The following is a 14,466-nucleotide window of genomic DNA, read 5'->3' on the forward strand; positions in this document are numbered from 1 at the left end:
GCGATGCGCTAGCGCGTCGCCACCGCCGTCGCCTGCTTCGGCTGCCCGTCCTGCATCGACTGCGACGCCTGCCACCAGTACTTGCCCGCGCGCTGCTGCGGATCGCGGATCGCGAGATACGTCGTACTCCAGAGCTGCGCCGCGTTGGCTTCGGTTGCATCGGCGCTGCGCGTGCCGAATGCGTCGGTCTGGTACTTGCCGTTCACGTAGGACCACGTCCACATTTCCGACGTGCGCATGTCGCGTCCGTTCGAGATCACCTGCCAGATCGTCTGCCGCGCCTGCGCGAGCAGCGTGCGTGTCGCGGCCGACAAATCCTGGCGCGCCAGTTGCCGATCGAGCCCGGCCACCCACATCGCCTGCTGCCACGACCAGATCACCGTGCCGTGATACGCGGAACTCGTGAATTTCGGCCACAGCGACGGATTCGCATATGCGGGGTTCGCGATCAGCATCCCGACATCGGTCACGAGCCCGGTCGGGAACGGCCGCGTGACGTCGGCGACGATCCGCTGGAGCTGATCGTCCGGCGGCGTGCCGAACAGCAGCGCGAAGCCGCCGTCCGAATTCATCACCGGGATCGGGTTGCCCTGCTGGTCGAGCGACAGCGCGTAGAAGGCCAGCGGCGCGTTGGGCGCGGCGCCGGCCGGCACCCCGGCGGACGGCGCATAGGCCGACACGTCGGTGGCCGCCTGCGCGGCCGGCACGCTGACCTGGAACAGCGGCGGCGCCTGCGTTTCCCACGTGGCCGCTTCGTTCGCGGTGTTGGCGAGCGTCGCGCGCTGCCCGGCATCGAGATAGGGATCGAGCAGCCCGCGGGCGAGGAACGCGTTCGCCGCGCGCAGCGCGGCCGGCACGAGCACCGCGTTCACGTCGTACGGGTACACGCCGCCGCCGAGGCCGTCGGTACTGTCGCGCCAGTTGCCGACGATTTCGCCGGGCCGCAGGTGAATCAGGTTGGCGACCGACGGCTGCTGCGCGAACGGCTGCGCGGTCGTCGCGACGTGCAGCAGATTGACGACGAGGCGGCTGCCGTTGGTCTGCCCGTCGCTGCCGCGCTGCGCCAGATACGCGGCCGCACGCGCCTGGCCGCGCGTATCGTCGATCAGCCACGCGGCCGCGATCGGCGCGAGCAGGTAGTCGCTGTCGATCATCTTGTAGTCGTAGGTCGGTGTCGCGTCGTTCGGCCGCCCGTTCTTCTGGTTGTCGACCAGCGCGAATTCGCCGATGCCTTCCTCGTGCGCGACCTTGCCGTCGGCCGACAGGCGGCTCAGCACCGACGACAGCCCGGCCTCGATCGCGGCCGGTTCGAGTACGGGCATCAGCATGCGGACCGAGATCAGCGTATCGCGGCCGAAGTACGTGTCGTACTGCCACGAGCCGGCCAGCAGCTTGTCGTTGAAGCTCAGGAATTCGAGCACGTTCTGGCTGACCGGGTCGGGATTCACGGACGGGGCGAACAGGTCGGCGTGCGTGATCGGCGACAGCGGTGTCTCGCCCGTCAGCGCATCGATGTGCAGCTTCAGCGTATGCGAGCCCGCCGGCGCGTTCAGCACGAGCTTGCCGCCCGCTGCCGGCGCGATGCTTCCGCCGTCGCGCAGCGTGATGCGCAGCGCATAGCCGGGCGCGCCGTCGAGTCGGTCGCGTTGCCATTGCGCGGTGCTGCCCTGCACCGTCGGCGCGGTGAGGATCTGCTGCGGAATCGTCGCGCCGCCGTTGAAGTCGCGCAGGAAGCGCACGTTGCTGAGCACGCCCTGGCGGATCGTCAGCGTAGCGGTGTCGACCGACACGTCGGCACCGATCCCGTACAGCGGGCGGCCGTGTGGGTCCGGCGCCGACAGCGCGGACGGCGGCGTGTCGAGGCTCCAGCTCACCGGCTGCGCGGTGTCGTCGAACCACAGCCCGGTGCCGCTGTTGCCGGCGGGGAAGACCACGAGCAGGCGCGGTTTCGTCGACGAGCGCACCAGCAGGTGCGCGGCGACCTTGTCCTGCCGGTAGAACGCGTTGATCTGGCCGCCGGTATCCATGCGGAACGACAACGCGGCGGTGTTCGACGGCGGGGTGGTCGACTGGACGTCGTCGTCGTTGCAGGCCGACAGCAGGCCGGCGCAGACGAGCCCGAGACACAGCGACTTCGCAAGGCGATGCATGTTGATGTCCCTCCTGATGACTGGCGATTTTTTATCTGGATATCTAATCGGCGGATCTTGGGTCCGTTGGGTGCTGCTTTGCATTCACTGTCGAGAATGACTGGAATGAATGGGGCGTTGCGTTTATTTGAAAGGAAAATGGGTTGGCAAATAACCGGTGGCCGATAAATGCCGAAAGCTGAAAGCGACAGGGGCGCGCGTCGATGCGTCGCAGAAGGTCTATGCGACGGACCTTCGCACAGGTGAGTGGCGAATCCGGAGCGGCGAGGAAAACGATACGTAAGCCGTCGTAGGCGATTCTAAATTTACGGGAAAGTCGAAGTCAATAATGTTTTTGTTTTCCAATATTGAATCGAAAACCGGTTGCAATTATTACTCGATACGTCGGTAAAATATGCGATTCAATCGGGCGGATTAATGTATCGGTTGAAAAACGATCGGCAATACTCTATCGCACCGGCGATTGATGCCGGACGGGAAACGAATCGCCGCATTGTGTCGGTCGGTGTCGTGACCGGCCGACGTGCGCTGCAACCGTTCCGGAACGCCGCTCGGCAATCCGCGTTCCCGCGCATGCCCGCACGACGCCGCATCACCGCCGTCGACGCTTCGCCGGCTGAAGCGGCACGAGGACGAGAGGGCGAAGCTCGAGGGGCTCGTTCGTGGCCGATTTGTCGTCGGACACGGTCATGTTGCAGGAGGTGCCATCAAAAAACGCTGACGCGCTCCCGGCGCCATGAACGGATCACGGACTCGAAGCAGCGTTTCGGCGCAAGCCGGCGACAGGGGTTGCGCGTTGTTGCAACCGTCCCGTACGGTCTACCGTCACGAGTCGATCGCGCGGGATCGAAGCGCGCTGGAGCGGCGCGTGAACGGGTGTGTCAGGAGGCAGAAGCCCGCTACGAGCGGGCAGTTTTTCGTGCCGGGTATTTATAATCGCCCGCGGCTGAGCCTTTCCGTTCGCGCTGGGCGCGAATACTGGCCCAACTGATTTAGTATGAGCAATCCGCGCTCGACGGGAGCGGCGCGCATTCGCGGCGAGGAGACACATGCATCCCCGTAAGACTGCCCCTTACATCATCGTGGCGATTGCTTCCGTGATCGCATGCGCGCTCGTGGCGCTATGCGTGCTGCAACTCTTGCAGAGCCGCGACGACGCGATGGAGCGGGCAAAGGAAACGTCACGCAACCTCGGACTGATCGCCGAACGCGACATCGAACGCAATATCGAGTTGTACGACCTGTCTTTGCAAGCGGTCATCCATGGGTTGCAGCGCCGCGATGTGATGGACGCTGCGCCCGCTCTGCGCCGGTCGGTGCTGTTCGATCACGCGATGACCGCGGAATTTCTCGGTTCGATGCTCGTGATGGATGCAGGCGGCAATATCGTTCTGGATTCAGGCTACGACGAGCCGCGCAAGGGCAATTTCGCCGATCGCCGATACTTCACAGTCCACCGCGACAATCCGAACGTCGGACTCTATATCAGTGACCCGTTCGTCTCCCGTTTGCGTGGAGGAAAGCTCAGTATCGCGCTCACGCGGCGGATTTCGAACCCCGATGGATCGTTTGGCGGCATCGTCGTTATCGCGGTCAATCTTGATTATTTCCATCAACTCTTCGTCGGGCTTTCGCTTGGCAAGCATGGCTCGATTTCGCTGATCGGCGAAGACGGCAAGATGGTGATGCGGCAGCCGTACGATGTGCATACTATCGGCCGCGACATCAGCAAAGCCGCGACGTTCCGGCGGTTCCAGACCGCGCGAGAGGGCACCTTCTCCGAAACATCGTCGATCGACGGCGTGCGCCGCCTGTACTACTTCAAGCATTTGCCGAAACTGCCGCTGATCGTCATGGTGGCAGAGGCCGAGCAGGACATATACGCCGCATGGCGGCAACGTGCGATCAAGATCGGCGGATTGGTCGCGACGTTCGGGGCGGCGTTCATCGCGCTGTCCCTGCTGCTCGGTTCGCAGCTACGGCGCCGTATGCGGGCCGAGTCGGAACTCGTGCTGCTCGCCCGGACGGATGGTCTCACCGGCCTGAACAATCGCCGCAGCTTTGGCGAGGTACTGGACCAGGAGTGGCGCCGCGCGCGACGTGCGCATTCCGTCTTCTCGCTGCTGTTCGTGGACGTGGACCGGTTCAAGGCTTACAACGACACGTACGGTCATCAGGCCGGGGACGATGCGTTGGCGGCGGTCGCGCGGTGCATCGGCGACAATATTCGCCGGCCGGCCGATACGGCGGCTCGTTATGGCGGAGAGGAGTTCGTCGTGCTGCTTCCTGACACGCCGCAGAACGGAGCGGCGCAGATTGCCGAGCGGATCCGTGCGTCGATCGATGCGTTGGCCCTCGAGCACGCGGGCAGCGAATACGGACGTGTGACGGCGAGCATTGGCCTGGCGTGCTGGATGCCGGATCAGGAAGGGCAGCCGGATGCGGTGATCAAGGCCGCTGACGAGGCGCTGTACTACGCGAAGGCGACCGGGCGGAACAAGGTTGCCGCGCTGCAGCGGGGGGAGTGACGGAGAGAGCTGCATTGCGCCGCTCGTCGGATGCATGTTGGCGGTGACCGAAGCTGTTTGCGCGCGGATTCGCAAGCGTCTTGCGGACTGACCGTCGCGTATTCGCCGATCGCGAATACGTTCTCCTTCGGAGCCGTCCTGTATCGGGATCGCCAGCGCGTCGAACTTGACGGATGCGCCGCCAGATACCGTCCATTGCCGTCGGTAAGTTTGGTAGGCTTGTCGCCTGCCTTCGCTTGGCGGATCTCGATGTCGGTAAGTGATACGGTGAAAAAGCGGGTATCGTCCGTGAAGATTTCGACTGATACCCGCATTTTTCGACCGGGCGAGATCTCGAGCGAACGAGCGCGAACGGCGGACGGGCGCCAGGTGCCCGCTGGCAAGGGTTCCGGGCCAATCGCCGAACCAACACGAACAGGAGCGAACGAAGTGATCAGACATATCGTCATGTGGAAGTTGAAGGAATCGGCGGAAGGTGCCACGCGCGCGCAGAACGCGCTGAAGCTGAAGGAAAAGCTCGAAGGCTGCCGCGACCTCGTGCCGGGCACGTTACAGATCGACGTCGGCCTGGCGACCCCTGGCCTCGACGCGACCGCCGACATCGTGCTCGTCTCCGATTTCACCGACAAGGCCGCGCTCGACGCGTACCAGGTGCATCCGGTTCACCAGGAAGTGAAGAAGTTCGTCGTCGCGGTGGCCGAATCGCGCGAGTGTGTCGACTACATCGTCGACGTTGCCCGATGAGCGACGCGGCAACCCCGGCGGAAGGCCCGTCGATCGAAAGCCCGTTCGTCGATCTGCTCGGCGTTCAGCTCGTGTCCGCGAAGGACGGTGCGAGCGAGATCGTGCTGTCGCTCGAGGAGCGCCACATGAACACGTGGAGCATCGCGCACGGCGGCGTGACGATGACGCTCGCCGATATCGCGCTCGCGATGGCGGCGCGCAGCCTGACCGACGATGGCATCGGCGTCGTCACGGTCGAGATGAAGATGAACTTCATGCAGCCGGGCCGCGGCGAGCTGCGCGCTTACGGGCGCGTGATGCACCGCTCGACGACGATGGCCTACTGCGAAGGCGAAGTCCGCGACAGCGACGGCAATTTCGTCGCGAAGGCGCTCGGTACGTTCAAGTACATGCGGCGGCTCGCGGTCGGCCGCGACATCAAGCGGCAACGCTCGCGCACGGCGCCGGACGCCCACCCCGGCCCGAGCGACGCGTAAGCATCCGCCCCGCACGGCCCTGTCTCTTCGATGCGACAGGGCCGTTTCGTTTTGGCGGCGCGGAATGCCGGCACACGGCGCTGCGCGCACGCCGGCCCGGCCTTCGCGTGGCATCATGTCACGCTTGTCCGTTCACGGCGCCACGCCGGCGCCGTCCACACCGATGCCGCTGAATCCGAAGATCGCCCAGGTGCTCGACATGATCGAGCGTGCAAAACGTCCGTCGTATCACCACCAGACGCCGCAGCAGGCGCGCGCCGCGTACGAGAAAAGCGCGCCGATCCTCGACGTCGCGCCGGCCCCGATGCATTCGGTGGAGGAATGCGTGGTGCCGACACGCGACGGCCGCACGATCGGCGCGCGGCTGTATCTGCCGGTCGCGCCGAGCCTGGCGGAGCCGCTGCCCGCGCTCGTGTACTACCACGGCGGCGGCTTCACGGTCGGCAGCGTCGACACGCACGATGCGCTGTGCCGGATGTTCGCGCACGATGCGCAATGCGCGGTGCTGTCGGTCGGCTACCGGCTCGCGCCCGAACACAAATTTCCGACCGCGGTGAACGACGCGGACGACGCGCTGCAGTGGCTGCATCGCGAGGCCGCCGCGTTCGGCATCGACGCCGCCCGGCTGGCGGTCGGCGGCGACAGCGCGGGCGGGACGCTCGCGACGGTCTGCGCGGTGCTCGCGCGCGACGCGGGCATCCGTCTTGCGCTGCAGATGCTGATCTATCCGGGTGTGACGCGGAACCAGGACACCGAATCGCACGCGCGGCTCGCCAGCGGCCACCTGCTGACGCAGGACACGATCCAGTGGTTTTTCACGCAATACGTGCGCGATCGGGCGGATCGCGACGACTGGCGTTTCGCGCCGCTCGACGGCACGCGCGATGCGCCGTCGTTCGCGGGCGTCGCGCGGGCGTGGATCGCGACGGCCGAATACGATCCGCTGAGCGACGAGGGCGCCGCCTACGCGGACAAGTTGCGCGCGGCCGGCAACGCGGTCACGCTGGTCTGCTATCCGGGGATGATCCACGAATTCTTCAAGATGGGCGGCTACGTGCCGGAGGTGCGGGCCGCGCATGCCGATGCGGTCGCGGCGCTGAAGGCGGCATTCGACGAGGTTTGACGGCGGGTGGCCGACAGTGCGCACGCTGCGGGAGAATTGCGATGACGAACGGCGTGAGCGGGGTGGAAACGGGCGACTGGACGGTGCTGGGCGGCGACGCCGCACGCATCCGCGATGCGGTGTTCGTGCGCGAGCAGCAGATTCCGCCGGAATGGGAGCTCGACGACGACGATCCGCTGTCGCTGCATGCGGTCGCGTACCGGACCGACGCGGCGACCGGGCTGCGCCGCGCGGTCGCGACAGGGCGGCTGCTGCCGTCCGGCACGATCGGCCGCGTCGCGGTGCTGGCCGACATGCGCGGGCAGGGCGTCGGGTCGGCCGTGCTGAATGCGCTGCTGGACGCCGCGCGGCGCCGCGGCGAAGCCGTCGTGCGGCTGTACGCGCAGGATTCGGCGGTGTCGTTCTATCTGCGGCACGGCTTCGCGGCAGTCGGCGAACCGTTCGTCGAAGCCGGCGTGCCGCACGTCGAGATGGCACGCGCGCCGTAGCGCGCCGCGTGCGTGTTCAGCGCGGCCGCGCCGCGTCGATATCGAACGTAAACGCGCGTTCGAATGCGCCGGGGCGGACGGTGCGGTGCGAGCCGTCGTCGTCGCTGCGTTCCTTGACCTCGACCGTCAGCCGCACGCCTTCCTTCATCGTGACGCGCAGCGCGGTCGTGCCGCGCGTGCCGTATTCGGGCGTCTCGATGAACGCGGCCGACAGCGCGCGCTCGCGCTCGATCGGAATGCCCGTGTGCGGCAGCGCGTCGTCGTCCGCGACGTGCGGGTCGCGCATCAGCGCGATCAGCTCGTCGAGCGACGGGGTCGGGTTGTCGGTGAGCAGCGTGCCGAGCTCCGCGCGCTTGCGCACCACTTTGGGCCAGGGCGTATCGAGCCGCGCATTCGACAGCGCATGCACGCCCGGCGCGATCGCGACGGGCGCGGCGACACGGCTTTCGCCTTCGGGCGCGCGGTTGCAGAACCACGCGAGCTCGCGCCGGCGCCAGTCGCCGACGAGCAGGTTGAAGCCGTTGTACACGGCCGCATGCTCGGCAAGCTGCGCGAGATAGTCGAGCGGCGCGACGGACGTGCCGCCGAGAAAGTCGGAGACCAGCTTGCCGCGGGTCGGCGCGCCCGCGCGGATGTCGAACGGCGCGCGGTAGTTGGTCAGCGCGGCGAAGCGGCCGTCGCGCGAGACGCCGAGCCACGTGCCGCCCGCTTCGAGATCGCGGCCGGCCAGTACGCCCGGCACGTCCTCCCACCACGAGAGCGGCGCGCTGGTCCGGCGAAAGAACTCGTCGCGATTGGCGGCGAGGGTAAAGACGGGACCGGCGGCGGCATCGGGCTGCCAGTCGAAGGCAATCAGACACATCGGGCGAATCTCTCGCAGGAAACGTCGGGCGCCGGCTGCGACTCGCGAGCCGGCGCGCGAACGGGTTGTCAGTGCATCACGCTTCGGTCGGCCACGCGTACGGCAGCGCGTCGAACGAGAGCGCCGGGCCGTCGGCCGAACCGAGGTGCACCGTGCCGCTGTCGAGCGCGGCGAGCTTGATCTCGACGAGCGCGTCGACGCCGCCCGCCGGCGCGGCCGCCGCGTTGACGATCATCCCGCACGGCTGGCCCGGGTCGTCGCTGTGAAACAGCTCGACGCCGGCATGCACGGTATCGGTCTCGCCGGCGACGTGCGCGAGCGCGGTGCGGCGCTTGATCGTGCCGCGGTACTGGCTGCGCGCCACCACTTCCTGGCCCGGGTAGCACCCTTTCCTGAAGTTAACGGCACCGATCACGTCGAAGTTGACCATTTGCGGCACGAACTGTTCGACGGCCGGCTGCGTGATGCGCGGCTCGCCCGCGCGAACGTCGAGCCAGTCCCACACGGCGGGCGACACGACGGGCAGCGTGCCGGCCAGCGCGGCGAGGCGCGCGTCGACCTCGGCGCGCGGGCCGATCCACAGATACCGCTTGCGGCCGGCCGCATCGGGCACGCGGATCAGCGCGCCGGCCGGGCCGTCGACCTTCACGTGCACGCCGTCGGGCAGCGCATCGAAGATGCCCGACAGCGCGTCGCGTACGTCGCCCGCGAAGCCGGCCACCGCGAGCGCGTCGTTCGCGTCGGTCAGCTTCGCCTTCGCGCGCAGCACGAACATCGACAGCCGCTTCTGCACGGCCGGCTGCACGTCCTTCGACACGAGCAGGCGTACGTCGTGGCCGGCGCGCCACGTGAGGAACGACGCAAGCAGGCGGCCTTTCGGCGAGCAGTACCCGGACAGCCGCGCGCTGCCGGCATCGAGATGCTCGATGTCGTTGGTGAGCTGGCTGTGCAGGAACGTCGCGGCGTCGTCGCCGGCCACGTCGATCACGCCGAACTGCGGCAACGGCATGCAGGCGCCCGGCGCATCGAAATCGGCGGCGGACGGGCGGGGGAAAACGGGGAGCGAGGCAGATGCGGCCTGGGCAGCCGGTGAAGCGAACGGTGTGCTCATGGAATGAGGGAACAGTCAACCCTGACTTTGACGGAGGCGAGCAAGTATTATATGGGTCTTACCTGAGTCACGTTTCCATGTCCCTACTGAAGAAATGCGCCGCGACGATGGTGGCGCTGGCCGTCGTTGTGGCCGCTGCCGGCGCGGGCGGCGGGTATTACTGGGCAACCCGGCCGCTGTTGCTGGGCGCGGCATCGATCGACGTCACGATCAAGCCGCGCAGCAGCGTGAAGAGCGTCGCGCTGCAGCTCAAGCGCGGCGGCGTGCCGGTCGAGCCGTTCGCGTTCGTCGCGATGACGCGCGTGCTCGGGCTGTCGAGCCGCCTCAAATCGGGCAACTACGAATTCAAGACCGGCATCACGCCTTACGACGTGCTGCAGAAGATCGCGCGCGGCGACGTGAACGAGTATGTCGCGACGGTCATCGAGGGCTGGACCTTCAAGCGGATGCGCGCGGAGCTCGATGCGAACCCCGATCTGGTGCACACGACGGCCGGCATGAGCGACGCCGAGCTGCTGCGCGCGATCGACGCATCGGACAGCGCGGTGCGGCGCGGCAGCGGCGAGGGGCTGTTCTTCCCCGATACCTACCTGTTCGACAAGGGCACGAGCGACCTGAACATCTACCGGCGCGCGTACCGCCTGATGCAGACGCGCATCGACGAGGCCTGGGCCGCGCGCACGCCGGGGCTGCCGTACAAGACGCCTTACGAAATGCTGACGATTGCGTCGATCGTCGAGAAGGAAACGGGACACGCGGCCGACCGCGCGTTCGTCGCGGCCGTGTTCGCGAACCGGCTGCGCATCGGCATGCCGCTGCAGACCGATCCGTCGGTGATCTACGGGCTCGGCGACGCGTACGACGGCCGGCTGCGCAAGCGCGACCTGCAGACCGACACTCCCTACAATACCTACACCCGACGCGGGCTGCCGCCCACGCCGATCGCGTTGCCGGGTGTCGCCGCGCTGCAGGCGGCGATCAATCCGGCGCCGACGAGCGCGCTCTATTTCGTCGCGAAGGGCGACGGCACGAGCGTGTTCTCGGACACGCTCGGCGATCACAACAAGGCCGTGGACAAGTACATACGAGGTCAATAAATGGCGAGCGGTAAATTCATCACGTTCGAAGGCATCGACGGGGCGGGGAAGACCACCCACCTGCAATGGTTCTGCGAACGCCTCCAGGGCCGGCTGGCCGCGGCCGGCCGGCAGGTCGTCCTGACGCGCGAGCCGGGCGGCACGCAGCTCGGCGAGAAACTGCGCGACATCCTGCTGAACCAGCCGATGGATATCGAGACGGAAGCGCTGCTGATGTTCGCCGCGCGTCGCGAGCACCTCGCGCTCGTGATCGAGCCGGCGCTCGCGCGCGGCGACTGGGTCGTGTCGGATCGCTTCACCGACGCGACGTTCGCGTATCAGGGCGGCGGCCGCGGGCTGCCGCGCGACAAGCTCGAGACGCTCGAGCGCTGGGTGCAAGGCGGTTTCCAGCCCGACCTCACGGTGCTGTTCGACGTCGCGCCGCAAGTCGCGAGCGAGCGTCGCGGCGCCGCGCGCATGCCCGACAAGTTCGAAAGCGAATCCGACGCGTTCTTCTCGCGCACGCGCACCGAATACCTGCGTCGGGCGGAAGAGGCGCCGCACCGCTTCGCGATCGTCGACGCGACGCAACCGATTCCGGAGATCCGCCGGCAGCTCGAACGCGTGCTCGCCGCGCTGTAACCCGCAAGGAACGCACCCCATGATCTATCCGTGGCAAACCGACGACTGGAACCGCCTGCAGCAACTGCGTGCGCAATGGCCGCATGCGCTGCTGCTGCACGGTCAGGCCGGGATCGGCAAGCTGCAGTTCGCGCAGCATCTCGCGCAGGGTTTCCTGTGCGAATCGCCGCAGCCGAACGGCGAGCCGTGCGGCGCCTGCGCGGCGTGCAACTGGTTCTCGCAGGGCAACCATCCGGACTACCGGATCGTGCTGCCCGAGGCGCTGGCGGGCGAGGCGCCGGGCGCCGCCGACGACGCGAAGCCGGCCGACGCGGACGAAGGCGGCAAGAAGACGCGTGCGCCGAGCAAGGAAATCAAGATCGAGCAGGTGCGCGCGCTGCTCGACTTCTGCGGGGTCGGCTCGCACCGCGGCGGCGCGCGCGTCGTCGTGCTGTATCCGGCCGAGGCGCTCAATGTCGCCGCGTCGAACGCGCTGCTGAAGACGCTGGAGGAGCCGCCGCCGGGCATCGTGTTCCTGCTCGTGTCGGCGCGCATCGACCGCCTGCTGCCGACCATCATCAGCCGCTGCCGGCAGTGGCCGATGACCGTGCCGGCGCCGGAGGCCGCCTCTGCGTGGCTCGCGGCGCAGGGCGTGGACCATGCCAGCGCGCTGCTCGCCGAGGCCGGCGGCGCGCCGCTCGCCGCGCTGGCGCTCGCGAGCGACGAGAACCGCCCGCTGCGCGACTACACGCTGGGGCAGCTGGCCGCCGGCGCGGGCTGCGATCCTTTCGCCTGCGGCGAGGCGCTGCAGAAGCTGCCGGTGCCGCTGGTGCTCGGCTGGCTGCAGCGCTGGCTGTACGATCTGCTCGCGCAGCGGATGGCCGGCGCGCCGCGCTACTTCCCCACGCATGCGGCAGCCCTGGCGCGCTGCGCGGAAGCGGTCGACGCGAATGCATTCGCGCGCTTCATGAAGGCCGTGACGCGGCAGCGGACGGTCGAGAACCATCCGCTCAACGCGCGGCTCGTATTCGAGGAATTGTTTCTCGGATATCGGGAAATATTTGGTTGATCCGGTATTGTTTCCGATGAGTTGCGAAACGATGAACGGATCACGCGGCGGCCGGGCCGCGCACGTCGCCCGGCGCCGCATGCCGGCGGGCGCATGAGCGCCCGTCTCACGTATTCAGGAAACACGATGTTCGTCGACTCTCACTGCCACATCAATTTCAAGGGCCTGGCCGACCGCCTGCCGGCCGTTCTCGAGAACATGCGCGAGCACGAGGTCACGCACGCGCTGTGCGTGTCGGTCGATTTCGAGACGCTGCCCGACGTGCTCGCGATCGCCGAAGCGCACGACAACGTGTACGCGTCGGTCGGCGTGCATCCCGATCACGAGGACGCGCGCGAGCCGACGCTCGCGGAGCTGGTCGAGCTGGCCGCGCACCCGAAGGTCGTCGCGATCGGCGAAACCGGCCTCGACTACTACCGTCTCGAAGGCCGCTCGATCGCCGACATGGAATGGCAGCGCGACCGCTTTCGCACGCACATCCGCGCGGCGACCGCGACGATGAAGCCGCTGATCGTCCACACGCGTTCGTCGTCGGAAGACACGCTGCGGATCATGGCCGAGGAGCGCGCGGACGTGCCGGGCGGCGTGATGCACTGCTTCACCGAGCCGTGGCCGGTCGCGGAGCAGGCGCTCGCGCAGAACTTCCATATCTCGCTGTCGGGCATCGTCACGTTCAAGAACGCGACCGACGTGCAGGACGTCGCGCGGCGCGTGCCGCTCGACCGGCTGCTGATCGAGACCGACTCGCCGTACCTCGCGCCGGTGCCGTATCGCGGCAAGCCGAATGAACCTGCGTACGTCAGCCATGTCGGACGCTTTATCGCATCCGAGCGCGGTGTCGCCGTCGAGGCGCTCGCCGATGCGACGACGCAGAACTTTTTCCGGCTGTTCAAGATCGCCCGCTAACGACGTGCGCGCAGCCGACAACCGAGGGAAGGAGCCCACAACAATGACGAAGCCGACCAACCATCTGTCCAAACGCGTACTCGTTGCCGCCGCATTCGTCGCGAGCGGCCTGTTCGCCGCCGCCGGCGCGCATGCCGAGTCGCTCGACGCGGTCGTCAAGGCCGTCAAGTTCGACGACATCGCCGATATCGGCAAGCAGCTCAAGAGCGGCAAGCTCGATCCGAACACGGTCGCGCCGAACGGCGACCCGATCCTCGTGATCGCCGCGCGCGAGAAGTCCGACAAGGTCGCGGCGGCGATCGCCACGACGCCGAACGTCGATCTCGAGAAGGAAGACAAGGCCGGCGAAAACGCGCTGATGCTCGCGTCGCTGAACGGCGACCTCAACCTCGTCAAGCTGCTGATCGACAAGGGCGCGGAAGTGAGCAAGAAGGGCTGGGCGCCGCTGCACTACGCGGCGACCAACGGCCAGGACGCGGTCGTCAAGGTGCTGCTCGACCACGACGCGTACATCGACACCGCGTCGCCGAACGGCACGACGCCGCTGATGATGGCCGCGCGCGGCAACCATGCGTCGACGGTCACGCTGCTGCTCGACCAGGGCGCCGATCCGCAGGTGAAGAACCAGCTCGGCATCACCGCGCTCGAGTTCGCGAAGCACTACAACGCGCCGGACGCGATCGAGATCCTGAGCAAGCGGACGACGCGTATCGGTGCGGCGACGCCGGCAGATGCTCAAAAGAGTGCAAAATAACGGTTTTTGGTGCGGCGGCGCGTGTCCGCCCGGCCGGCTTCCGGCCGGAGCAGCGCGTCCGGCGCCGCACCGGCCAAGGCAGCAGGCGGTCTCCGGCCGCATTGACATAAGAAGGAACACCATGTTGCGCGCAATGTTTTGTGCCGCGGCGTTTGCCGTGCCGTTGTCGGCGGCGGCTTTCACGGGCGCGGATCTCGACCGGCTGTGCGCGAAGACGGACGTCAAGTCGCGGGCGTCGTGCGCGGCCTATATCGAAGGCGCCGCCGACGGCGTCTACAACACGATCGATGCGATCGGCGGCACCACGGGGCCGCGCGTCGGCCAGTACTTCTGCCTGCCGCCCGACATCCGGGCGCAACAGATGACGGACGCGGTGCGCAAGTACATCGCGGAAAATCCGAAGCTGGCCGACTACAACGCGAGCACCGCGGTGTCGCTCGGTCTCGGCAAGGCGTTTCCCTGCAGGAGCGGCAACTGATCTGACGCCGTGTCCGGGCGCGTGCGTGGCCCGGACGTCGCCGACGCATCCAGGACGAAGCCTGTGCGCTTCATCACTCG

The 14,466-nt window shown here is 67.4% G+C and carries 15 protein-coding genes and 1 pseudogene; 12 read left to right on the forward strand and 4 right to left on the reverse strand.

Features of this window, described 5'->3' with window-relative positions; genetic code table 11:
• Positions 1-8 precede the first annotated feature (8 nt).
• Positions 9-2,150 (reverse strand): glucosidase family protein, encoded by a 2,142-nt coding sequence (locus AC3IFE_RS24055; RefSeq protein ID WP_489192436.1) that lies wholly within the window; start codon positions 2,148-2,150, stop codon positions 9-11.
• A gap of 598 nt (positions 2,151-2,748) precedes the next feature.
• Between AC3IFE_RS24055 and AC3IFE_RS24060 the strand changes: the two are divergent.
• Together AC3IFE_RS24060 and AC3IFE_RS24065 are read left to right on the forward strand one after the other, a co-directional pair.
• Positions 2,749-3,021: pseudogene (locus AC3IFE_RS24060) on the forward strand (IS3 family transposase); the annotation flags it as partial.
• Between the two features lie 178 nt (positions 3,022-3,199).
• Complete coding sequence (locus AC3IFE_RS24065) at positions 3,200-4,678, forward strand: sensor domain-containing diguanylate cyclase (protein WP_489192438.1); 1,479 nt, start codon at positions 3,200-3,202, stop codon at positions 4,676-4,678.
• Here AC3IFE_RS24065 and AC3IFE_RS24070 read toward each other — a convergent pair.
• Positions 4,624-5,127 carry an Arm DNA-binding domain-containing protein gene (locus AC3IFE_RS24070; protein WP_489192440.1) on the reverse strand — a complete coding sequence of 168 codons (504 nt, stop codon included), beginning with the start codon at positions 5,125-5,127 and terminating at the stop codon, positions 4,624-4,626. The genes AC3IFE_RS24065 and AC3IFE_RS24070 overlap by 55 nt on opposite strands.
• Between AC3IFE_RS24070 and AC3IFE_RS24075 the strand changes: the two genes are divergently transcribed.
• The 4 genes from AC3IFE_RS24075 (at position 5,108) to AC3IFE_RS24090 (ending at position 7,509) form a co-directional block, all read left to right on the forward strand.
• Positions 5,108-5,422, forward strand: a complete 315-nt coding sequence (locus tag AC3IFE_RS24075; protein ID WP_012328683.1) for a Dabb family protein — start codon at positions 5,108-5,110, stop codon at positions 5,420-5,422. The two genes, AC3IFE_RS24070 and AC3IFE_RS24075, sit on opposite strands and share 20 nt — an antisense overlap.
• Positions 5,419-5,898 (forward strand): PaaI family thioesterase, encoded by a 480-nt coding sequence (locus tag AC3IFE_RS24080; RefSeq protein WP_489192443.1) that lies wholly within the window; start codon positions 5,419-5,421, stop codon positions 5,896-5,898. The genes AC3IFE_RS24075 and AC3IFE_RS24080 overlap by 4 nt, the downstream gene beginning before the upstream one ends.
• A 163-nt stretch (positions 5,899-6,061) precedes the next feature.
• Positions 6,062-7,021, forward strand: coding sequence for an alpha/beta hydrolase (locus tag AC3IFE_RS24085; RefSeq protein ID WP_489192548.1), 960 nt, complete (start codon positions 6,062-6,064; stop codon positions 7,019-7,021).
• Positions 7,022-7,062: 41 nt separating this feature from the next.
• The gene (locus tag AC3IFE_RS24090) at positions 7,063-7,509 is read left to right on the forward strand and encodes a GNAT family N-acetyltransferase (RefSeq protein ID WP_489192445.1); all 447 of its coding nucleotides are present in this window, start codon (positions 7,063-7,065) and stop codon (positions 7,507-7,509) included.
• 16 nt (positions 7,510-7,525) lie between these two features.
• On the opposite strand, the gene AC3IFE_RS24095 is transcribed toward AC3IFE_RS24090, so the two are convergent.
• Together AC3IFE_RS24095 and ygfZ are read right to left on the reverse strand one after the other, a co-directional pair.
• A complete protein-coding gene (locus AC3IFE_RS24095) occupies positions 7,526-8,371 on the reverse strand; it encodes an NRDE family protein (RefSeq protein ID WP_089467633.1) in 846 nt (281 codons plus the stop codon).
• 76 nt (positions 8,372-8,447) lie between these two features.
• On the reverse strand, positions 8,448-9,482 hold the full coding sequence (gene ygfZ / locus AC3IFE_RS24100) for a CAF17-like 4Fe-4S cluster assembly/insertion protein YgfZ (protein ID WP_489192447.1): 1,035 nt from the start codon (positions 9,480-9,482) through the stop codon (positions 8,448-8,450).
• Between the two features lie 77 nt (positions 9,483-9,559).
• Between ygfZ and mltG the strand changes: the two genes are divergently transcribed.
• From mltG to AC3IFE_RS24130, 6 genes are all read left to right on the forward strand, one after another.
• Positions 9,560-10,579 (forward strand): endolytic transglycosylase MltG, encoded by a 1,020-nt coding sequence (gene mltG, locus AC3IFE_RS24105; protein ID WP_089467631.1) that lies wholly within the window; start codon positions 9,560-9,562, stop codon positions 10,577-10,579.
• On the forward strand, positions 10,580-11,200 hold the full coding sequence (gene tmk, locus AC3IFE_RS24110) for a dTMP kinase (protein WP_489192450.1): 621 nt from the start codon (positions 10,580-10,582) through the stop codon (positions 11,198-11,200).
• Positions 11,201-11,219: 19 nt separating this feature from the next.
• Positions 11,220-12,248 carry a DNA polymerase III subunit delta' gene (locus tag AC3IFE_RS24115; RefSeq protein WP_489192452.1) on the forward strand — a complete coding sequence of 343 codons (1,029 nt, stop codon included), beginning with the start codon at positions 11,220-11,222 and terminating at the stop codon, positions 12,246-12,248.
• Positions 12,249-12,374: 126 nt separating this feature from the next.
• On the forward strand, positions 12,375-13,154 hold the full coding sequence (locus AC3IFE_RS24120) for a TatD family hydrolase (protein ID WP_489192454.1): 780 nt from the start codon (positions 12,375-12,377) through the stop codon (positions 13,152-13,154).
• A 43-nt stretch (positions 13,155-13,197) separates the two neighbouring features.
• Positions 13,198-13,908: an ankyrin repeat domain-containing protein gene (locus AC3IFE_RS24125; RefSeq protein WP_089467627.1), complete on the forward strand. Its 711-nt coding sequence runs from the start codon at positions 13,198-13,200 to the stop codon at positions 13,906-13,908.
• 121 nt (positions 13,909-14,029) lie between these two features.
• A complete protein-coding gene (locus AC3IFE_RS24130) occupies positions 14,030-14,386 on the forward strand; it encodes a Rap1a/Tai family immunity protein (RefSeq protein WP_006485939.1) in 357 nt (118 codons plus the stop codon).
• Positions 14,387-14,466: the final 80 nt, after the last annotated feature.

The sequence above is a fragment of the Burkholderia sp. APQ4-4ca genome, from assembly GCF_057837105.1.